The following is a 21,152-nucleotide window of genomic DNA, read 5'->3' on the forward strand; positions in this document are numbered from 1 at the left end:
GGCTGTGGGCGTTGACGGATTCGAACCGCCGACCCTCTGCTTGTAAGGCAGATGCTCTGAACCAGCTGAGCTAAACGCCCAAAAAGCATTCGGCAGGAGAAATAAGAACCTTCGGTGGGCGTTGACGGATTCGAACCGCCGACCCTCTGCTTGTAAGGCAGATGCTCTGAACCAGCTGAGCTAAACGCCCGAGGTTTCTTTCTCAATTGCGGATGCAAAGGTAGAGGTTTATTTTGAAACTACAAACATTTAAGAGTCTTTTTTTCAAAAAAAATGCGATTATGCGCTATAAATCGCCTTCTACCTTGCCTTCACGCACTCTTCAGGCCGAAAGAGAATGCTTTTTTATTTCTTAAACTTGGACAATGCATTGAACAAGCTGTTGCTTTTTTTCACGGTATGCGCTTTTACCCATGCATCGGGAGCACCGATTTCAGGGAAATCCAGCATCAATACCACGTTTTCCTTGCTGCTGTCGTTCAACCAGTCACTCCAGTACTTCGGATTATCTTGTTTGGCAAAGCCTTCCGGACGATCAAGAAATTCCTTCACTCCAGCCTTAGCCTTGTCAATATCCACTTTCTTGGTCTGCTGCAAATCGGCCACAGCTTCATTCAGCAGGGTGAACACCTTGTAGCGTTCTTCCCGATTTACTCCCGGAGTATTGAAGTTATAAATCACCGGATGATCGCCGGGATATTTTGTCCAGCCACCGATAAAATGAATATTCTTATATTTTTCCACTGCTTCCTTACACAAAGCCTTGAAAGCTTCATGCTGGGTTTCACCGATCTTGGAAGTGTTTTCCAGTACCAGATTGACAGCACAATCGCCTTTCTGGTTCAGATAGTCCAATACCATATAGGCATCCACTTCGGTAAATTCCACCTCACCATGCGCAAAATAAGGCTTTCCGTCAATGAAACGGATACGCAAATCAAAGAAACGGACACCAAAATCATATTGTTCTGTATACGTCATGCTCTGGCATTTGGCGAACGGCCACATAGCCAGCATCTGAGTCGTACGAGGCTTCATGTAAGTCATTGAATTGTGTGTACCCAATTTTCGCTTGGAATAATCCTGAGCCTGCAAGCCTAATGCCATCAGCAACATGCAGGCCATAAAAACATACTTCAGTTTCATGTTGTATTCTTCCTTATTAATATAGAGTTTATCTGTTTAGTCGTTCATCCATGCCGGAATGTAACGCAGCTGCAAGTATTGTTCGCCAGGCTGAATATAACCGCCTTCCAGCAATGCCTTGGGCACCCGATACACTTCCAGCCGTTTACGCAAATAAGACTGGACGCGCAAGGGCGGTTTCTTGACATATTCCAGCACGGAGATCTTGCCGGAATGATGAATATAAGCCTTCACCTTGACGGTACGGGCCGAAGAAAAAGAACGGTTCCGGTCACAGTCAACCCATGCAATAGCCGTTGCCTTAGGAACAGAGTCCTCAACTTCCTCCATATCGCCCCACAGCGGAGAATCGGCCGAATCACCTTTCTCCCCCGTGCAGCCGGAAAGCAAGCCTGACAAAAGCAACAGCCATCCGGCACATACAGCCAATACTCGTTTCATACGCATTACACTCCCGGCATACGCCCTTTATTCTGCAGAAAAGCGTTTTTGCTGTTCTTCAATCAGAGCCGCATCGTTGAAGTAATCAATCTTCATGGCCTGACGTACTTCGCTCATGGTCTGTGCAGCCATTTCACGGGCAGCCTCACAGCCTTTCTTCAACATTTCATATACACCCGGGATATCTTTCTCAAACTCACGGCGACGTTCGCGGATCGGAGTCAGTTCTTCCTGCATGATAGCTGCCAGGAATTTCTTGACTTTCATATCGCCCAGACCGCCGCGGGTATAATGAGCTTTCAGTTCGTCCAGGTTCGGATACTCCGGCAAATAACGTTCGAAGTGTTCCGGACGGCAGAATGCATCCAGGTAAGAGAATACACAGTTGCCTTCCAGTTTACCCGGATCGGAAACCTTGATATGGGTCGGATCCGTATACATGCTGCGTACTTTCTTTTCCACTTCATCTGCCGGATCTGACAAATAAATACAGTTACCCAGCGACTTGCTCATCTTGGCCTTGCCGTCAGTACCCGGCAGACGCAGGCAGGCTGCATTGTCAGGCAACAGAATTTCGGGTTCCACCAATGTTTCACCGTAAATATAGTTGAAGCGGCGTACGATCTCACGGGCCTGTTCAATCATCGGTTCCTGATCTTCACCGGCCGGAACTGTCGTAGCCTTAAAAGCAGCAATGTCAGCAGCCTGGCTGATCGGATAAGTAAAGAAACCGACCGGAATACTTGTTTCGAAATTACGCATCTGTATTTCAGTCTTCACCGTCGGATTACGCTGCAGGCGGGATACTGTAACCAGGTCCATAAAATAGAAGCTCAGTTCATAGAGTTCCGGAATCTGAGACTGGATGAAAATAGTGGACTTTGTCGGATCCAGTCCGGCAGCCAGATAGTCAAGAGCAACTTCGATCACGTTCTGACGCACCTTTTCAGGGTTTTCAATATTGTCCGTCAACGCCTGTCCGTCTGCCTCAAATACAAAAATACGATCATAAAGGCCAGAGTTCTGAAGCTCCACACGACGGCGCAAAGAACCTACATAATGTCCGATATGCAGTTTTCCGGTGGGACGATCACCGGTAAGGATAATCTTTTCTTTCTTCATAGTTAAAAATGTTTTCTTTGAAATTGTGGCAAAGATAAATAAATCCTTTGTTTTCTTCAAAAATAAATCGTTTCTTTGCATAGTATGTAAAGATAACCTTTGAACGACTGTTATAAATCAACCCGACAGATATGAAAAAAGAGTTAAAGAAAGTCCTGGTCTTAGGTTCAGGCGCATTAAAAATCGGACAAGCCGGAGAATTTGACTATTCAGGCTCACAAGCGCTGAAAGCCCTGCGTGAAGAAGGCATACGCTCTGTGCTGGTCAATCCTAACATCGCGACTATTCAGACTTCAGAAGGAATAGCCGATCAAGTCTACTTCCAGCCTGTCACTCCTTACTTCGTGACGGAAATCATCAAGAAAGAACGCCCCGACGGAATCCTGCTGGCTTTTGGCGGACAGACGGCGCTGAACTGTGGTACGGAACTCTATCAGAAAGGCATCCTTCAAGAATATGGCGTACAGGTACTGGGAACTTCCGTAGAAGCGATCATGTACACGGAAGACCGTGACCTTTTCGTCAAGAAACTGGACGAAATCCAACTGAAGACTCCCGTCAGCCAGGCTGTAGAAAATATGCAGGATGCCCTGGCCGCTGCAAGACGAATCGGCTATCCCGTAATGATACGTTCTGCTTATGCCCTGGGCGGACTGGGAAGCGGTATTTGCCCGAATGAAGAGAAGTTCATCGAACTGGCAGAAAGCGCATTCACCTTCTCTCCGCAGATCCTTGTGGAAGAATCACTCAAAGGATGGAAGGAAATCGAATTTGAGGTTATCCGTGATGCAAACGATCATTGCTTCACCGTTGCCAGCATGGAAAACTTCGACCCGCTGGGTATTCATACAGGAGAATCCATCGTTGTTGCTCCTACCTGCTCACTGACCGAAGAGCAAGTCACCATGCTTCAGCAATTGTCTATCCAGTGCATCCGTCACCTGGGCATCGTAGGCGAATGTAACATTCAGTATGCATTCAATGCAGAAACCAACGACTACCGTATCATTGAAGTCAATGCCCGTCTGAGCCGTTCTTCGGCACTGGCATCAAAAGCAACCGGATATCCGCTGGCTTTCGTGGCAGCCAAGATCGCACTGGGCTATACCCTCGATGAAATCGGCGAAATGGGCACACCCAACTCTGCATACGTCGCTCCTCAGCTGGATTATATGATCTGTAAGATTCCCCGCTGGGACCTGACAAAATTTGCCGGAGTTTCCCGCCGTATCGGTTCCAGCATGAAATCTGTTGGAGAAATCATGTCCATCGGACGAAGCTTCGAAGAAATTATCCAGAAAGGCCTCCGCATGATCGGTCAGGGTATGCACGGCTTTGTCGGAAACGATCATACACGCTTTGAAAACCTTGATGACGAACTGGCCAACCCGACAGATCTCCGCATCTTTGCAATTGCACAGGCACTGGAAGAAGGATATACCATCGAACGGATCTATGAACTGACCAAGATCGACCCGTGGTTTATCGGAAAATTAAAAAATATTGTTGACTTCAAGGCCTTATTGCTGACATTCAATACTCTGGAGGACGTTCCTGCCGAGACTTTACGCAAAGCCAAGGAACTTGGATTCTCTGACTTCCAGATTGCCCGCTTCGTACTGAAACCTGAAGGCGGAAACATGGAAAAAGAAAATCTGAAGGTACGCGAATACCGTAAGAAACTGGGAATCCTGCCGGCTGTAAAACGCATCAATACCGTTGCATCCGAACACCCGGAACTGACCAACTATCTTTACATGACCTATGCCATTGAAGGCTACGACGTAAACTATTACAAGAACGAAAAATCCGTTATTGTACTGGGTTCCGGTGCATACCGTATCGGTTCTTCCGTAGAATTCGACTGGTGTTCTGTCAATGCAATCCAGACTGCCCGCAAGCTGGGATACAAGTCCATCATGATCAACTACAATCCGGAAACAGTTTCTACTGACTACGACATGTGTGACCGCCTCTACTTCGACGAGCTGTCATTCGAACGCGTACTGGATGTCATTGATCTGGAACAGCCGCGCGGTGTAATCGTATCCGTCGGCGGACAGATTCCGAACAACCTGGCCATGAAACTGCACCGTCAGTCCGTACCTATCCTGGGTACATCACCCATCTCCATCGACCGTGCCGAAAACCGCAACAAGTTCTCTGCGATGCTCGACCAGCTGGGTATCGACCAACCGGCCTGGCAGGAACTGACAAGTCTGGATGATGTCAAGGACTTTGTCAAGAAAGTCGGTTATCCCGTACTGGTACGCCCGTCATATGTATTGTCCGGCGCAGCCATGAATGTCTGCTACGATGAAGAAGAACTGGAACGCTTCCTGCAAATGGCCAGCGAAGTATCTAAGGAATATCCGGTAGTCGTATCTCAGTTCATGCAGAACACCAAGGAAATAGAATTCGACGCAGTGGCACAAAACGGTGAAATCGTTGAATATGCCATCTCCGAACATATCGAATATGCCGGCGTACATTCCGGTGATGCTACTCTGGTATTCCCGGCTCAGCAGATCTACTTCTCTACAGCACGGCAGATCAAGAAAATCAGCCGTCAGATCGCCAAAGAGCTGAACATCTCCGGACCGTTCAATATCCAGTATCTGGCACGCAAGAACGAAGTGAAGGTTATCGAATGTAACCTGCGTGCATCCCGCAGCTTCCCGTTCGTATCAAAAGTATTGAAACGCAACTTCATCGAAACGGCAACCCGCATCATGCTGGATGCTCCTTACACCAAACCGGACAAATCAGCCTTTGATGTCGACTGGATCGGTGTAAAGGCTTCGCAGTTCTCTTTTGCACGTCTGCAGAACGCTGACCCTGTATTGGGCGTAGACATGTCCTCTACCGGAGAAGTCGGATGTCTGGGCGACGACTTCAACGAAGCTTTGCTGAATGCATTGATTGCTACCGGTTACAAGATTCCGAAGAAAGCTGTCATGTTCTCTTCCGGAGCAACTAAATCTAAAGTTGACTTGCTGGACGCCAGCCAGGAACTGAGCCGGAAAGGATACACCATCTATGCAACGGCAGGAACAGCTACCTTCCTCAATGCACATGGAATCCCGACAACACCGGTCTTCTGGCCCGATGAACGTCCCAATGCAGAAAACAATGTCATGAAAATGATTGCAGAACATAAATTCGACCTGATCGTCAACATTCCGAAGAACCACAGCAAACGTGAATTGACGAACGGTTACCGCATCCGTCGTGGAGCAATCGATCATAACATTCCGCTGATGACCAATGCCCGTCTGGCCAAAGCCTTCATCGAAGCTTTCTGCCAGATGGATCAGGAAGACATTCAGATCAAGAGCTGGCAGGAATATAAATAATCTGTCAGTCCCAGCATAAATAAGGATATTCGGTTCCGGTACTTCATATACCACCGAATATCCTTTTTCTTTTTATACCTCCGGTTCCCTTATTCTTCCGGCGTATTCAGTCTGCGCTTCACTACCGCCGGATTGCCGACAGCCAGCGAATCGGAAGGAACATCTCTTGTCACGACACTGCCCGCCCCGATAATGCAGCGGTCACCGATCGTCACTCCGGGAAGAATGATCGCTCCTCCCCCAATCCAGCAGTCCTTTCCAATCGTTACCGGATAAGAATATTCTTTCGACTCCCGCCGTTCCCGATAATCAAGCGGATGATGCGGCGTATAAATCTGCACATTGGGAGCAATCAACGTATAATCGCCTATTGTAATGCAGGCACCGTCCAGAAAGGTGCATCCGGCGTTGATATAGACATGTTCCCCCAGCCGGATCCCATGTCCGTGGTCACAATGAAAAGGAGGAACCACAACCGTTGTTGAAGGAATACCGGGAATCAGCTGTTCCAGAACGGAACGATAGTCGGCATCGTAGGTGGACATTGTACGGAACCTGGCCAGAAGAGTCTTGCAATACCGGAAGCTTTCCTGCACTTCGGGGGCAGTGAAATCAGCCAGCAGCCCGTTCCGCATTTTCTCGATCTCATTCATACGCTCACTCTCCATTCAGCTTTATTTCAGAGCCTTCTCGATGGCTTTCAGCAATTGCTGGAACTCTTCCGGGGAATATCCGGAAGCACTATAAACCAGCTTGCCTTCCTTGTCAAACAAATAAGCACGGGGAATACTCTGGTCTGCAAAAAGAGAAAAGACTTCCCGCTTGGGATCCGGATACAGCGGGAACGTAAACTTCTTCCGCTCATTATACTTTTTCAGATCAGCATCCGTGTGCTCACGACCGATCACCAGCAGGCGAAAATCCTTATTTCCCTTATAACTCGGATAAAGCGTTTTCTCCACCTCGGCCAGTTCTTTCTGGCAAGGGCCGCACCAGGTTGCAAACAGACTGACCAGAACAACCTTTCCTTTCAGGTCAGCAGGCGTTACTTTTCCATACACTTCTGAATTCAACGTAAACTGAGGCAGCGGATCTCCGAGCTTCAGCTTGCTTTCACTGGTCTGGGCATTCACATTCATTCCCATCCACAATACGGCCATCATCAGGCCAACAATTCTCATAATCTTCTTCATCGGAATCAAAAATCAAAATGAAACATGTAATACTCTTGAGAACAAATATACGTGTTTTCTAAACAAAAATCCTTCCAGGAATGTATCTTTGTAGAGAGTTTTAACAAAAACAACTACCGACTATGATGATTTATATTTCATGTGCCAAGACCATGACCGCACGAAGCAAGCAGCAGGTTCCCTTTACCACGACCCCAGCTTTCGAGGCCGATGCCCGACAGAATGCCATGCACATGGCCCAGTTCAGTGCCGAAGAACTTGCCCGAATGTTACGGATCAATTCCAGACTGGCCGCAGAGAATCGTCTGAGATACCAGGACTTCCTGTCGCCCGACAATCAGGCCTTGCCTGCCCTGCTCTCATATACCGGTATTGTCTTCAAACGGATTGCCCCAAAAGATTTCACAAAGGATGATCTGGAATATGCACAGCAGCATTTGCTTATCAGCTCTTTCCTGTATGGATTGCTGCGCCCGCTAGATCTCATCAAGAATTACCGGCTGGAAGGTGATGTCCGCCTCAGCGAAAACAATAACGAAACCATGTTCAATTTCTGGAAGCCGAGACTGACCGATTATTTCATCGCGCAGATCAAACAGCAGGGTGGGCTCCTCATAAACCTGGCCAGCAGCGAAATGAAAGATCTCGTTGACTGGGGGAAAGTGACTCGGGAAGTAAAAGTGATCACGCCGGAGTTCCAGGTATACAAAAACGGAAAGCCGGCAACTGTCGTCATCTATACCAAGATGTGCCGGGGAGAAATGACCCGCTTTATCCTGAAGAACCGCCTGGAAGATGCCGAAAGTCTTAAAAGTTTCTCCTGGGAAGGCTTCAATTACAATCCCCGGCTAAGCACAGATACTCAGATGGTCTTTACAATGGAATAATATTGTCACTCTTGCCCGATGCTTTAAAGGCAAAGGCGTGAAGGAAACAGTCTGAAAAAAGCCCGCGGGCTTTTAAAAAAAGGCTTCGGCGTTTTACATAAAATGTTTCGTTCTTTTATGCAAAACGCCGAAGCCTTTTTTTCCTGATTATTTAAACAACTTTTCCAAATCTTCTTCTTTCAATACGGAAAGAACCGTCTTACCATCCGGTGTATAATTAGGAGTTGCAACTGCAAAAAGGCCGTCTACCAGATTGTTCATTTCTTCATTGGTAAGAACCTGTCCCGGAACAATTGCCGCAGCCTTAGCCAACGACAAAGCCAGCAGACTTTGCACTTCCTCTTTCACCTTACATCCTTTCTCAAGGGCGGTCTGCACCATATTAGTCACCAGCGTTTCAGGATTCAGTCCCTCAATGCCGGAAGGAATGCCATTAATTGCATAAGTACCACCTCCCAGGCTGCTCAAATCAAAACCCAGGGCTTTCAGATCCTCCATAATCTCTTCAAGAACGGGTACTTCCGCCGGAGAAAAATGCACCATATCCGGGAACAGCATGCGCTGGGAAATACTCTGACGTTTCTCTATCTGTGCCATATACTGATCGTAAAGGATACGAATGTGTGCCCGCTGCTGGTCAATGATCATCAGGCCGGACTTCACGGACGTCAGAATATAACTTCCCTTATACTGATAATGCTGGGCAACTTTTTCCACCACACTTTCCTTGGGCAACGCATCATAAAGCGTCGGTTCCCCGGGCATTGATGCGGAAGCATCTTCCACATATCCTTCTTCGGGCGCCAGTGTTCCTTCCTGTCCTTCCGGTTCACGTCCCTTCTCCAGTCCATGAAAAAGAGGTTCCCAGCTCGTTGCCGGCTTTTTAGGAGCATAAGCAGAAGAAGGCGTGTAAGAAGCCGACGAATAAGACGAAGGAGGCAGTGGAGACATATCAAACGGATTATAGGAAGGATCATACGAAGTCTTGGGCGGTTGTACCAACGAATAAGGTGAAGCCTCAAAAGCCGGTATGTCCGGCATTCCTTCCGTATCAAAGTCTATAGAGGGAACTGCATTGAAACGTCCGAGCGTTTCTTTCACTGCCGCAGAAAGAATCTGCCAGATGGCCTGCTCGTTCTCAAACTTTATTTCCGTTTTCGTCGGATGAATATTTACATCAATATTAGCCGGATCGACATCAAAATAGATAAAATAAGAAACCTGTTCGCCTGCCGGAATCAGATTCTCGTAAGCATCAGCAACCGCTTTATGGAAATAAGGATGACGCATATAACGTCCGTTCACGAAGAAAAATTGACGTGCACCCTTCTTCCGGGCAGTTTCCGGTTTGCCGATAAATCCATGAATCTTGACCATCGTCGTATCAATATCCAGTGACAGAAGTTCCTGATTCAGTTTCTTGCCAAATACTCCCATGATACGTTGTCTGAGCTGAATGGCCGGAAGATTCAGGATCTCCGTATCATTGTGATGCAACGTAAAGGTGACTTCCGGATTAACCAATGCAATCCGTTCGAATTCGGCCAGAATATTACTCAGTTCCGTCTGGTTGGATTTCAAGAATTTCCGGCGGGCAGGAACATTAAAAAACAAATTGCGAACTATAAAGTTACTTCCCTGAGGGCAGGCTACGGCCTCCTGGCTTTCAACTTTCGATCCGGAGATAATGATAGAAGTTCCCAACTGTTCTCCAGCCTGACAAGTCCGCAGTTCTACCTGGGCTACGGCAGCAATGGACGCAAGCGCCTCTCCCCGAAAGCCCATTGTATGCAAAGCAAACAAGTCAGAAGCTTCCCGGATTTTCGAAGTCGCATGACGTTCAAAAGCCAGCCGGGCATCTGTTTCAGACATTCCTTTTCCGTCATCTATTACTTGAATGCTGGTTTTGCCCGCATCTGTCACAGATACATCAATATGCTTTGCTCCCGCATCTATTGCATTCTCCACAAGCTCTTTTATCACGGAAGCAGGACGCTGTATGACTTCGCCCGCCGCAATCTGATTAGCTACAGAATCGGGCAATAAACGGATTATATCACTCATTTCCCCTTTATTTAAAACGTAAATTCTCCTGTTACCAGATAATGCAGAATATAAGCCAGTACAGCTATGGCCACAAACAAGGTTGCATAGGTCAACGGCTTCCGGCCGCTTTCCTTCCGGCGTTTCAGATAAGTCGTACTTTCTACAAACTTGCCACGGATATCTTCTGGAGAAAAATCCTTCGGAGGAAGCATTCCCAGTTCACGTTTGGCAGTTTCTTCAATCTTCTGCAATTTCTCCTTCCGCTCATCCACATAGATATACTCGTGATGATACGAACGCGGCTTTCTCATTGTAAACATTCCCATAACTACTCCTCCTTTTTATTAAACAAATGCTGATTCGGCAACTCAACAGGACCTCGGACATTCTTCTTCAGCTGATCCTCGGCTTTCTTACTTCTCCAGTTGAATATATCTTCCTTATTTATTGGACGAAGATAGTCGAACCAGACGAAATTTGCAAGTTTTTTCTTATCTGCCGGTATTTGTGTCATCGGATAAAGAGTTCCTGTCGATTTAGGTTTCATCACCATCCGCTCCAGTTTCTGATCCTTCAGATACAAATCCAGATTACTCGTTTCGGAAACGTTCATACCGATCAGTGTACTGTCTGAATCCATCGGATAATAGACCACTCTTACAGATCCGATTACTTCCACCTTCCGCATCTGCTTATCCTTAAAGTAAGCTTTCATTTCCTTGCCACTCACCTGATTGTATAAGGTCGAATCAATCTGTTCCACGGATAAAGCCTGATTAATCACATGAGCCCAGTCAATGGTACTGTCATTCATATAAATATTAATCTGCTCGCCCAGCAACTGCTGGTTCTTCTGCCACAAAACAGGATCCTTATACATGGTCAGACAAGTATCAACCGTTGAAAATACCAAAGAGTCTGCCACTCCCTGTACATCCTGACGATAGAAACGTACTTTATGAAAAGCTTTCATTTCCCGATACATGGAATCCGTATTCTGATAAAAAGTCTGCATCATCAGAGTATCGGCATGAAGAAACAAGCTGTCTCCCTGTGAATAATCAATGGCAACTGCCCGCCGGGTAGCAAATGCATAATCGTTCTTTTCATCATAATACCCATAATCTCCCGTCATCATGTTCCGATTGACCGTATCGGTCATCACCATGTTATGAAAGGCTTTGCCGATCCCCAGATTACGATCATAAAACAACGTATCGCCCGTCAACTGCTTACCTTCATTGATCAAAACGGAGCGGTCATACAAATCGGCCTGTCCCGTCTGTGTGTTATAGATTCCCCGTTCCGAATAAATGTGATTATTGTCGCTCCAGATATCAGAAGGACCGACAATATTCGCAATCTTGGTAGCAGTATTGTATCCTAACGTATCTGATGTCAAGGTAAATTTCGGATTGACCAGCTTCACGTTGTAGTTGAATACAGACTGTTTGGTAGCCGGACTATACTCTCCCCACTCTGAGGTAAGTACATTCTGCTCGTCCATCAAAGTTCCGCCGTCAAAAAAGTAGCCCAGATTATATACACGGTCATAGTTCAAGCTATCTGTCAGCAAAGTCGTCGTACGATTTTCCATACGGACATTCATTCTCATCTGTGCAATCTGGCTCATTCCGTCATAAAACAAACGGTCACCATACAGAAAGAGCGTATCTCCCTGCTCCATGCGAACATGACTGAATGCCTCAAATGAATTCATCTGATTGTAAAAATATGCACTGTCACAATACATGTATGTACTGTCGTGACGGAAAACTACATTTCCTACAACAACCTGTGCATCGGGCACACGTGCATCCTTTCTTAAAAGATCTGCATGCAAAAGATAAACTTTACTCTTTTGACCATCCTGTTTGGCAGAAGTTCCTGTCTGCGGTTTCTGTGCTAACAGGCAAAAGGCGAACAGGCACAGGATACTTACAACAAGTACCCTATGCCTGCTCAGGGATTTATTTCTTTGATTCTTTTCCGACATATATCTTAATTCTTAATCCATCCCGGATACTTGAAATCACATTTCACCCATTCCGGATTGATACGGACATACGTTTTCTTTTGTTTTTCAACAATCCACTTTTGCAGCTTTTCCTCACTACGTTTAGCGGTCACAATGCTCTTCAGCCGCTGATAGTCTTCCGTAATGGTTGCTTTATGTCCGTCAATACGATTCTTCAATTTAACAATGGCACACACCTCTTTACCCTTGCTGGTAGTCATTGTGAAAGGCTGTGAAACTTCACCGATCTGCAAACCATCTACCACCTTCGCAACATCCTGAGAAATCAGGCTGGAAAGCTGTCCCATTTCAAAGCGGGCAGTTCCGGTCTGCGGGTTAGCCAGCAAGCCGTGGTTATTACGAGTCTCCTTATCCTGTGATACCCAAGTGGCAGCATCGTCAAAATTTACCTTGCCTTTACGGATATCATTAGCCAAGGTATCAAGTTTGGCCAAAGCCTCATCTATTTCTTTCTGGTCAATTCTCGGTTTCAACAAAATGTGGCGATAGCTGACACGGTCTCCGCGCTTTTCAATCAACTGGGCAATATGAAAACCGAATTCTGTTTCAAAAACTTTAGAGATCTTCTTGGTATCGGTCAGGTTGAAGACAACATTCGCAAATTCAGGAACCAACTGACCACGTCCCATGAATCCATATTCACCGCCCTGACGTGCAGATCCCGGATCTTCAGAATACATACGGGCCAATGTAGAGAAGGTAGTTTCTCCTTTATTGATACGGTCTGTAAACTCACGTAACTCTGATTTGATACGTTCCTTTTCTTCTTCCGTCACTTTCGGTTCAAGTGTAATGATCTGCACTTCTACCTGCGGAAGGATATAGGGAATACTGTCAGCCGGCAACTTGCTGAAATAATTACGGACCTCGGCCGGAGTCAATTTAATATCACCTACTATTTTACGCTGCATTTCCTGAACGATCTGCTTGTTACGCATGTTTTCACGCAGCATTTCGCGAATCTGCGTAGAGGTTTTATTATAGTATTCCTCCATTTTTTCCTTTGTACCAATCTGTTCAATCAGCCAGGCAGTATAAGTTTCCACCTCCTGAAGAACAGCCTGTTCTGAAACCGTCACACTATCAATCTCAGCCTGATGCAAATACAACTTCTGAATTGCCAGTTCTTCCGGTATCACACAATAAGGATCTCCATCAAAACGACGTCCTTCATACTGAGCCTGCAAACGCTCATCTTCAACATCCGACTTCAAGATAGCCTCATCTCCTACGACCCAGACTACTTCATCGATAACATTATTCTGCGCATGCGAAACGGTACCAACCAGCAATAAAAGCAGACACACGCAAACTCTTGCAAAATCCAGTTTATTCATTCAACTCAATTATAATAAATTATGTCTTTATCTTCTGAAGCCTCGTTATACAAGTCTTGCTTCACCCGATTGATAAATTCGACGCGCTTCAGATTTATTAATATTTCTTTTATCTCGGTCCGAGCATATTCCAAAGGTAACTGTTCCCCTTCAGGCAGGAAATGCTCAACATGCAAGAAATAGCAAAAGGCAGTATCACGCACTTCTACATTTTTCTTTTTCTCCAGATAGCCAAAATCCGTATCCAATTCTTTCAAAGGTATCTTGGCAGCCAGATCTGACACAGGAAGCCAGCGATCATAGAAATAATCATAACTCACTGCATTTCCGATACTGTATTTCAGCAAACGGTCAACAGCATCCTGCGTGTTCTGTTTATACCATGTCCGGACATTGCCCAAATGCGGAGCCTTGACAGGAACCTTTATAAACAATCCCTGCACGTAAGGCTGGGTAGCACGAAACAAGGTCGGATTCTGTTGATAGTATTGCTTTATCTCAGCTTCATCAATACTGTCTCCCAATTGCTGGTTGACCAGTTCTTCCTGATAAGCATGCACAATCAGCGCTTTCCGATAAGAAGCAACCAGCTCCTCCAGTTTCAGATTATCCGGAACATTTCCTTCTGCTTTATGAAACAAAAGGGCATCTTCCACCCATGTGCGGATATAGCGCTCCGCAAACTGAATGCTATCTTGTCCCTTGATTCCTACCGGCATAGCGGCCCGCAGATCTTCCTTATAAAGGAATTCATTCCCCACTTGTACCAGAGGTGTCTTCCCTTTATGATCTACAGTCTGACCGCATCCTCCCAACAAGAGCGCAGTCAAAATGATCAAGAAGATTTTATTCTTTTGTTCCATAAACAATGAATTAGTGAACGAAGATACACTATTAATTAGTTACTTCCATCACAATTAACGGTTTTTAAAACGTCTTGATTAATTTCTACCTTGAATTTACGCTTCAAAGCCAACATTTCGCTTTCTTTTTGAGCCTCACAATAATCAGTCATTACTGCATCCAGAACATCCTGATATTCCTCCGGTCCTTTTTTTAATCGCTTTCCCAATACGAAAGTATAAGGCAACTCTGCATGCGGAAGATAACTTCCACACTTAAATGCCAGCTTATCTACATACGGATTTTTCCCTATCTGAAACAAACCTGTTTCCAGCTCTGCGTGATAAACAGAATCCCGTATTGCCTCCTGAGACAGGACTTTTTCCCATTCAGACAAAGGAAGTTTTTTCAGTTTCTTTTTAATTTTTGAGGCAGCCTTACGATTCTGGCAATGGATCACAGCCCCTTTGAAGTGAGGCAAATCCCATGCATATTCCTCCTTGTGCTCCTTAAAATAGTTTTCCAGTTCACCGGGTTTGGGCTGAATATGTTTGTCTGTTCCCAAACGAGCATCCCACCAGGCAGCCAGCAGTCCGTCACGCACCCATTGCAAGGTGGACTCAACCGAAGCCGGATAATCTGAACTTCCATCCTTCCAGGCCTGGTACAAATCCTCATTCAACACCGGAACTCCATCCAGACGCCGATCGCAATAAGCCTGCAACATCGGATATGTATCTCTGAAATCCCGTCCATCTTTCCGATCCAGCAAACGGACAATATGCATTCCCACAGGAGAATAGAAAGGACGTGAAACAACACCTTCATCCAAATTTTGCAGACGTTCTGCCAACTCGGGAACCAATCCAACAAGAGGCATCCACATCGTTCCACTCTTCAATTGAGGCTTTTGTGAGACATAACGTGAAGTCAATTCAGAAAAAGTCATTCCATTCTGCAGTGCCACATACGCGGAATCCATCAGAGACTGAGCCTGATCCTCTTCTGCTTTAGCCGGATGTTGTGACAAAGGCAAAGTGAGAAACTCCGTTCTCACCCATGTATTGGTAAGCAAACGAGATTTTTCTTCTTGATACTGATGCTGAAAGAATGCTTTCATTTCCTGACGCTTCACCAGAACGGGTTTCAGCATTTCTCCGCTCAGCACATGGTATTGCTGCTTGAATTCCGGCAAGGTATCCCATCCCATGCTCAAAGCATCGGCAACTTTCAGCTTAAAAAATAAAAAATGATTGAAATAGCGTTGCGGAGTCTCCCGCGACCGAACCGGAGAACGGCTATAATAGGCCTCCAATTCAGTATCTGTCACTTCTTTTCCGTCAATGCGCATCAAAACCTTTCCGGTTTCAGCCAATGAGGGAACTACGGCCAGCAAGGCCAACAAGGAAAGTCCTATTTTTCTCAATACAAACATATATCTAAAAAAATAACGGCACACAAATGCCCCGAATCTGTTGCGGAACAATTGTGTGCCATTGAAATCCGTTTATTGCGGACGGCTATAGTTAGGGGCTTCGCTCGTAATAGCTACATCATGCGGATGGCTTTCCAACACACCGGCATTGGTAATACGTGTAAACTTCGCATTATGAAGTTCCTCGATATTATGAGCACCACAATATCCCATACCAGCACGAAGACCACCTACCAGCTGATAGATTACTTCATACAAGCTGCCTTTATATGGTACGCGGGCTGCAATACCTTCCGGAACCAACTTCTTGACATCAGTTGTTCCACTCTGGAAATAACGGTCTTTAGAACCATTTTCCATAGCTTCCAGAGAACCCATACCACGATATGATTTAAACTTACGTCCGTTGAAGATAATTGTATCACCCGGAGATTCTTCTGTTCCGGCAACCAAAGAACCAATCATTACGCTGTATCCACCAGCAGCCAAAGCCTTAACGACATCACCAGAATAACGCAAGCCACCATCAGCAATCAAAGGAATACCTGTACCTTCCAATGCCTTAGCAACATCATACACTGCTGTCAGCTGGGGAACACCCACACCGGCAACGACACGTGTTGTACAAATAGAACCCGGACCGATACCTACCTTGACAGCATCTGCACCGGCTTCAACCAGCATCTTGGCAGCTTCGCCTGTAGCAATATTACCTACAACAATATCAATACCCGGGAATTTCTGTTTTGCTTCCTTCAACTTTTCGATAACAGACAAAGAATGTCCATGAGCTGTATCAATAACAATGGCATCTGCTCCGGCATTCACCAGGGCTTCCATTCTCTGTAAAGTATCTGCTGTAACACCAACACCTGCCGCTACACGCAAACGACCTTTAGAGTCCTTACAAGCCATCGGTTTATCTTTAGCCTTTGTAATATCTTTATAAGTGATCAGACCGATCAATTTACCGTCTTTGTCTACTACAGGTAACTTTTCGATTTTATTTTCTTGCAGAATCTTGGAAGCTGTTTCCATATCCGTACCCTGCTCTGTAGTCACAATGTTCTCTTTGGTCATTACCTCATCAATGCGCTTGTTCATATCCTTTTCAAAACGCAAGTCACGATTCGTAACGATACCTACCAGATAGTTTTCATCGTCTACCACAGGAATACCGCCAATTTTATATTCGGACATAATATCCAGAGCATCCTTCACCGTAGAGCCACGCTTAATGGTTACCGGATCATAAATCATACCGTTCTCAGCACGCTTTACAATAGCAACCTGACGTGCCTGCTCTTCGATGGACATATTCTTATGAATAACACCAATACCACCTTCACGTGCAATAGCAATAGCCATCTGCGCTTCAGTGACTGTATCCATAGCGGCTGTCACAAACGGAATGTTCAAAGTAATGTTACGTGAGAATCTGGTCGAGAGTTCGACTGCTTTAGGTAATACCTCAGAATAGGCCGGGATCAACAATACATCATCATAAGTTAATCCGTCCATTACAACTTTATCTGCAATAAATGACATAGGGCTTTATGCTTTAGAATTTATTGCGTGCAAATATAAGCATTTTCTTTCAAAATGCCAGTTGGGTTAACATATTTTCACCGATCAGAAGGGCGATAAAAAAGGTCAACAGCAAACCAGCCTGCTGTTGACCTCTCTCTCCATATCGTTTTTATCAGTTAGCCATTTCAGAAATGAACTTGATCCTTACCAGACGAATTTCTTCTTCGGTATAATCGTCTCCCAGTTCATCCATTGCTTCTTCTATTCCATCAGTAGTTGATTCCTTGAAATAGTCGTAGATATCTTCCAGATGATCTTCATCCATGATTTCATCCAGGAAATAGTCAATATTCAGTTTCGTTCCGGAATAAACAATCGCTTCCACTTCATCCAGCAATTCATTGAAGTCAATACCCTTGGCAACGGCAATATCATCCAATGCCACTTTCCGGTCAATGCTTTGAATAATGGAAACTTTCAGTTTTGACTTATTGGCTACCGTACGGACACGAAGATCTTCCGGACGATCAATTTCATTTTCCTCACAATGTTTCTTGATCAGCTCACAGAATTCCTGTCCATAGCGCTTTGCTTTTCCAGCTCCTACGCCCGGAATGTTCTGAAGTTCTTCCAGAGTTACCGGATAAATAGTAGCCATCGCCTCCAATGACGGATCCTGGAAAATAACATAGGGCGGAACATCCAGCTTCTTGGACATTTTCTTACGCAAGTCTTTCAGCATAGAGAACAATGCCGGGTCAACTGCACAAGAAGCGCCACTCCGCAACGGAACTTCTTCAACTTCTTCTTCGTCAAAGTCATTATCCTCTACAATCTTAAAGGATTTGGGCTTCTTCAAGAACTTATGTCCTTCGGGAGTCACCTTCAGCAAGCCATAGTTCTCAACATCTTTGGTCAAGTAGCCTGCGATCAGAGCCTGACGGATAACAGCATTCCATAAGCGCTCCTCTTCTCCCATTCCAGAACCGAACACCTCCAACTCTTCATGCTTATGAGCCAAAACCTCACTGGTCTCGCGTCCCAGAAGCACATCAATTATATAATCTTGTTTAAAGTTTTCTTTCACAGCAATGATTGTTTCAATCACTGCACACAACGAATCCTGAGCCTCCACTTGTTTTTTCGGGTTTAAACAGTTATCACAATTACCACAATTATCTTCTGTATATTCCTCTCCAAAATAATGCAACAAAATCTTTCTGCGACAAACTGATGACTCAGCATAAGCTGCTGTTTCCAGCAACAACTGCTTTCCGATTTCCTGTTCTGACACAGGCTTTCCCTGCATGAATTTTTCAAGTTTCTGCAAGTCTTTATTCGAGTAGAAAGTAATGCATTGTCCTTCTCCTCCGTCACGTCCCGCACGTCCTGTTTCCTGATAATAGCCTTCCAGGCTCTTAGGCACATCATAATGGATTACAAAACGTACATCCGGCTTATCAATACCCATACCGAAAGCGATCGTAGCCACAATGACATCAATATCTTCTTTCAGGAATGCGTCCTGATTGGCACTACGTGTGGCTGAATCCATCCCCGCATGATAAGGACGGGCCTTGATACCATTTGCCTGAAGCACTTCAGCCAGTTCTTCCACTTTCTTCCGGCTCAGACAGTAAATAATACCCGACTTTTCTTCATTCTGCCGGATAAACTTGATAATATCACGGTCTACATTGGCCGTCTTGGCACGTACCTCGTAATACAGATTGGGACGATTGAAAGAAGATTTAAACTCAACAGCATCCGTCATACCCAGGTTCTTCTGGATATCCATCTTTACCTTCGGAGTGGCAGTAGCGGTCAAAGCAATAACCGGAGCCTTTCCGATTTCATTGATGATCGGACGGATGCGGCGATATTCAGGACGGAAATCGTGCCCCCACTCAGAAATACAATGAGCCTCGTCCACCGCATAAAAAGAAATCTTCACATGTTTCAAGAATCCCACATTCTCTTCCTTCGTCAACGATTCCGGAGCCACATAAAGCAGCTTGGTCTTTCCGCTAAGGATATCCGACTTAACCTGATCAATGGCCGACTTCGTCAATGAAGAGTTGATGAAATGCGCCACTCCGTCTTCTTCACTGAAGTTACGCATTGCGTCAACCTGATTTTTCATAAGGGCTATCAAAGGGGAAATAACAATTGCCGTTCCTTCCATCAAGAGCGAAGGAAGCTGATAGCATAACGACTTTCCGCCTCCTGTCGGCATCAGAACGAAGGTATCTTTCCCTTCCAACAGGTTACGGATAATAGCTTCTTGGTTTCCCTTGAACGTATCAAAACCAAAATACTTCTTCAATTGTTCCGTCAAATTGATATTTCCCGTCATTGTTCCCTTATTTTAATGGTTCATCTTAGTAAAAATCATCTCACTTAGTCTAACAAAGTTATAAACAACTTTTCATTTTTCACAACTTTTTCGGGAGATATTTTTACCGGAGTCTATATTTCATTTCATTTTTACCTGTCAGGCCATTTGCAGACGAGACAAGTTAGCCTTTTCCATTTGTGACTTTGCATATTCGAGTGTCACGACAAAACTATCCACCTTACGCGAAGGAAGGTCAAACATGACATCCATCATAATAGTCTCCACAATGGCTCGCAGACCACGGGCACCGAGTTTATACTCAACCGCCTTATCTACGATATACTCAAACACCTCCGGCTGGAATTCAAGTTTCACGCCATCCATCTCAAACAGTTTCACATACTGCTTGATGATTGAGTTCTTCGGTTCGGTAAGAATATTGCGCAAAGCCTGACGGTCCAACGGATTCAGATAGGTCAGGATCGGAAGACGTCCGATAATTTCCGGAATAAGTCCGAATGACTTCAAGTCCTGAGGAGCAATATACTGCATCAGATTGTTGCGGTCCACCTTTACCGTTTCCTTGGCTGCACTATAACCTACCACGTTCGTATTCAGACGCTGGGCGATCTTCCGTTCGATGCCGTCAAAAGCACCTCCGCAAATAAACAGGATATTTTTGGTATTGACCGGAATAAGCTTCTGCTCCGGATGCTTGCGGCCTCCCTGGGGAGGAACATTGACGATGGAACCTTCCAGCAGCTTCAGCAAACCTTGCTGTACACCTTCCCCGCTGACGTCACGGGTAATGGACGGATTGTCTCCTTTGCGGGCAATTTTGTCGATTTCATCAATGAAGACAATTCCCCGTTCTGCTTCTTCCACATTATAGTCCGCAGCCTGAAGCAGACGTGTCAAGATGCTTTCGATATCTTCCCCCACATATCCGGCCTCGGTAAGAACCGTTGCATCTACGATCGTAAATGGAACATGGAGCAATTTCGCTATGGTACGCGCCAGCAACGTCTTACCGGTACCGGTGCTTCCCACCATGATAATATTTGATTTTTCGATTTCTACGTCATCTTTTGTCACAGGCTGGAGCAAGCGCTTGTAGTGATTGTACACCGCCACAGAAAGATATCGCTTTGCATCATCCTGTCCGATGACATACTGATCCAGAAATTCCTTGATGTCTTTCGGCTTTGGCAGTTCGTTCATATCCAGATCACCGGCTTTCCCTGATTTCTGCTTCATTGCTTCCTGCACAATGTCATAAGCCTGTTCCGAGCAGGAATCGCAGATACATCCGTTCATTCCCGTGATCAGAAATCCGACTTCATCTTCCGAACGGCCGCAAAAGCTGCAGCGTCTTTTGGCTCTGGATTTTGATGATTTATCTTCCAATGTTACAAAATGTTTTTAATTATAATCCGACTC

The 21,152-nt window shown here is 45.4% G+C and carries 16 protein-coding genes and 2 tRNA genes; 2 read left to right on the forward strand and 16 right to left on the reverse strand.

The annotated features are described in order from the left end of the window. Positions 1-5: 5 nt before the first annotated feature. The 5 genes from BACCOPRO_RS11855 to trpS all read right to left on the reverse strand — a co-directional run bounded on the left by BACCOPRO_RS11855 (position 6) and on the right by trpS (position 2,709). A tRNA-Val gene (locus BACCOPRO_RS11855) sits at positions 6-80 on the reverse strand. A gap of 35 nt (positions 81-115) precedes the next feature. Beyond that, positions 116-190: transfer RNA gene (locus BACCOPRO_RS11860), tRNA-Val, on the reverse strand. A gap of 155 nt (positions 191-345) precedes the next feature. Further along, positions 346-1,146, reverse strand: coding sequence for a PI-PLC domain-containing protein (locus BACCOPRO_RS18215; protein ID WP_008143965.1), 801 nt, complete (start codon positions 1,144-1,146; stop codon positions 346-348). A 36-nt stretch (positions 1,147-1,182) separates the two neighbouring features. Beyond that, complete coding sequence (locus tag BACCOPRO_RS11870) at positions 1,183-1,587, reverse strand: DUF4891 domain-containing protein (RefSeq protein WP_022277078.1); 405 nt, start codon at positions 1,585-1,587, stop codon at positions 1,183-1,185. A 27-nt stretch (positions 1,588-1,614) separates the two neighbouring features. Further along, the gene (gene trpS / locus BACCOPRO_RS11875) at positions 1,615-2,709 is read right to left on the reverse strand and encodes a tryptophan--tRNA ligase (RefSeq protein ID WP_022277077.1); all 1,095 of its coding nucleotides are present in this window, start codon (positions 2,707-2,709) and stop codon (positions 1,615-1,617) included. Between the two features lie 131 nt (positions 2,710-2,840). Here trpS and carB point away from each other — a divergent pair, with 131 nt between their 5' ends. Then, entirely contained in the window at positions 2,841-6,065 is a 3,225-nt protein-coding gene (carB, locus tag BACCOPRO_RS11880; RefSeq protein WP_008143970.1) for a carbamoyl-phosphate synthase (glutamine-hydrolyzing) large subunit, read from the forward strand. 89 nt (positions 6,066-6,154) lie between these two features. On the opposite strand, the gene BACCOPRO_RS11885 is transcribed toward carB, so the two are convergent. Together BACCOPRO_RS11885 and BACCOPRO_RS11890 are read right to left on the reverse strand one after the other, a co-directional pair. Next, complete coding sequence (locus BACCOPRO_RS11885; RefSeq protein WP_040311479.1) at positions 6,155-6,718, reverse strand: sugar O-acetyltransferase; 564 nt, start codon at positions 6,716-6,718, stop codon at positions 6,155-6,157. 21 nt (positions 6,719-6,739) lie between these two features. Continuing rightward, complete coding sequence (locus BACCOPRO_RS11890) at positions 6,740-7,246, reverse strand: TlpA family protein disulfide reductase (protein ID WP_373920407.1); 507 nt, start codon at positions 7,244-7,246, stop codon at positions 6,740-6,742. A 134-nt stretch (positions 7,247-7,380) separates the two neighbouring features. On the opposite strand from BACCOPRO_RS11890, the gene yaaA reads away from it, so the two are divergent. Next, positions 7,381-8,145 carry a peroxide stress protein YaaA gene (yaaA, locus tag BACCOPRO_RS11895; RefSeq protein WP_008143976.1) on the forward strand — a complete coding sequence of 255 codons (765 nt, stop codon included), beginning with the start codon at positions 7,381-7,383 and terminating at the stop codon, positions 8,143-8,145. A 147-nt stretch (positions 8,146-8,292) separates the two neighbouring features. Here yaaA and mutL read toward each other — a convergent pair whose 3' ends face one another. From mutL to clpX, 9 genes are all read right to left on the reverse strand, one after another. Then, positions 8,293-10,209 (reverse strand): DNA mismatch repair endonuclease MutL, encoded by a 1,917-nt coding sequence (gene mutL / locus BACCOPRO_RS11900; RefSeq protein ID WP_008143977.1) that lies wholly within the window; start codon positions 10,207-10,209, stop codon positions 8,293-8,295. 11 nt (positions 10,210-10,220) lie between these two features. Next, the gene (locus BACCOPRO_RS11905; protein ID WP_008143978.1) at positions 10,221-10,517 is read right to left on the reverse strand and encodes a hypothetical protein; all 297 of its coding nucleotides are present in this window, start codon (positions 10,515-10,517) and stop codon (positions 10,221-10,223) included. Positions 10,518-10,519: 2 nt separating this feature from the next. Further along, a complete protein-coding gene (locus BACCOPRO_RS11910) occupies positions 10,520-12,187 on the reverse strand; it encodes an OstA-like protein (protein ID WP_008143979.1) in 1,668 nt (555 codons plus the stop codon). 5 nt (positions 12,188-12,192) lie between these two features. Beyond that, a complete protein-coding gene (locus tag BACCOPRO_RS11915) occupies positions 12,193-13,566 on the reverse strand; it encodes a peptidylprolyl isomerase (protein WP_008143981.1) in 1,374 nt (457 codons plus the stop codon). Positions 13,567-13,571: 5 nt separating this feature from the next. After that, positions 13,572-14,429 (reverse strand): peptidylprolyl isomerase, encoded by an 858-nt coding sequence (locus BACCOPRO_RS11920; RefSeq protein WP_008143983.1) that lies wholly within the window; start codon positions 14,427-14,429, stop codon positions 13,572-13,574. Positions 14,430-14,464: 35 nt separating this feature from the next. After that, positions 14,465-15,844, reverse strand: coding sequence for a peptidylprolyl isomerase (locus tag BACCOPRO_RS11925; RefSeq protein ID WP_008143984.1), 1,380 nt, complete (start codon positions 15,842-15,844; stop codon positions 14,465-14,467). 72 nt (positions 15,845-15,916) lie between these two features. After that, positions 15,917-17,392: an IMP dehydrogenase gene (gene guaB, locus BACCOPRO_RS11930; RefSeq protein ID WP_008143986.1), complete on the reverse strand. Its 1,476-nt coding sequence runs from the start codon at positions 17,390-17,392 to the stop codon at positions 15,917-15,919. Positions 17,393-17,546: 154 nt separating this feature from the next. Then, positions 17,547-19,730 carry a DNA helicase RecQ gene (gene recQ, locus BACCOPRO_RS11935; RefSeq protein WP_008143988.1) on the reverse strand — a complete coding sequence of 728 codons (2,184 nt, stop codon included), beginning with the start codon at positions 19,728-19,730 and terminating at the stop codon, positions 17,547-17,549. A 138-nt stretch (positions 19,731-19,868) separates the two neighbouring features. Next, entirely contained in the window at positions 19,869-21,119 is a 1,251-nt protein-coding gene (clpX, locus tag BACCOPRO_RS11940; protein WP_040311466.1) for an ATP-dependent Clp protease ATP-binding subunit ClpX, read from the reverse strand. Between the last annotated feature and the right edge of the window lie 33 nt (positions 21,120-21,152).

The organism is Phocaeicola coprophilus DSM 18228 = JCM 13818, from assembly GCF_000157915.1.
Lineage (GTDB): Bacteria > Bacteroidota > Bacteroidia > Bacteroidales > Bacteroidaceae > Phocaeicola > Phocaeicola coprophilus.

Excerpts from the sequence above, each read along its gene's own strand:
- BACCOPRO_RS18215 (WP_008143965.1), bottom strand. The coding sequence starts at position 1,146 with ATGAAACTGAAGTATGTTTTTATGGCCTGCATGTTGCTGATGGCATTA.
- BACCOPRO_RS11870 (WP_022277078.1), bottom strand. The coding sequence starts at position 1,587 with ATGAAACGAGTATTGGCTGTATGTGCCGGATGGCTGTTGCTTTTGTCA.
- trpS (WP_022277077.1), bottom strand. The coding sequence starts at position 2,709 with ATGAAGAAAGAAAAGATTATCCTTACCGGTGATCGTCCCACCGGAAAA.
- carB (WP_008143970.1), top strand. The coding sequence starts at position 2,841 with ATGAAAAAAGAGTTAAAGAAAGTCCTGGTCTTAGGTTCAGGCGCATTA.
- BACCOPRO_RS11885 (WP_040311479.1), bottom strand. The coding sequence starts at position 6,718 with ATGAATGAGATCGAGAAAATGCGGAACGGGCTGCTGGCTGATTTCACT.
- BACCOPRO_RS11890 (WP_373920407.1), bottom strand. The coding sequence starts at position 7,246 with ATGAGAATTGTTGGCCTGATGATGGCCGTATTGTGGATGGGAATGAAT.
- yaaA (WP_008143976.1), top strand. The coding sequence starts at position 7,381 with ATGATGATTTATATTTCATGTGCCAAGACCATGACCGCACGAAGCAAG.
- mutL (WP_008143977.1), bottom strand. The coding sequence starts at position 10,209 with ATGAGTGATATAATCCGTTTATTGCCCGATTCTGTAGCTAATCAGATT.
- BACCOPRO_RS11905 (WP_008143978.1), bottom strand. The coding sequence starts at position 10,517 with ATGGGAATGTTTACAATGAGAAAGCCGCGTTCGTATCATCACGAGTAT.
- BACCOPRO_RS11910 (WP_008143979.1), bottom strand. The coding sequence starts at position 12,187 with ATGTCGGAAAAGAATCAAAGAAATAAATCCCTGAGCAGGCATAGGGTA.
- BACCOPRO_RS11915 (WP_008143981.1), bottom strand. The coding sequence starts at position 13,566 with ATGAATAAACTGGATTTTGCAAGAGTTTGCGTGTGTCTGCTTTTATTG.
- BACCOPRO_RS11920 (WP_008143983.1), bottom strand. The coding sequence starts at position 14,429 with ATGGAACAAAAGAATAAAATCTTCTTGATCATTTTGACTGCGCTCTTG.
- BACCOPRO_RS11925 (WP_008143984.1), bottom strand. The coding sequence starts at position 15,844 with ATGTTTGTATTGAGAAAAATAGGACTTTCCTTGTTGGCCTTGCTGGCC.
- guaB (WP_008143986.1), bottom strand. The coding sequence starts at position 17,392 with ATGTCATTTATTGCAGATAAAGTTGTAATGGACGGATTAACTTATGAT.
- recQ (WP_008143988.1), bottom strand. The coding sequence starts at position 19,730 with ATGACGGGAAATATCAATTTGACGGAACAATTGAAGAAGTATTTTGGT.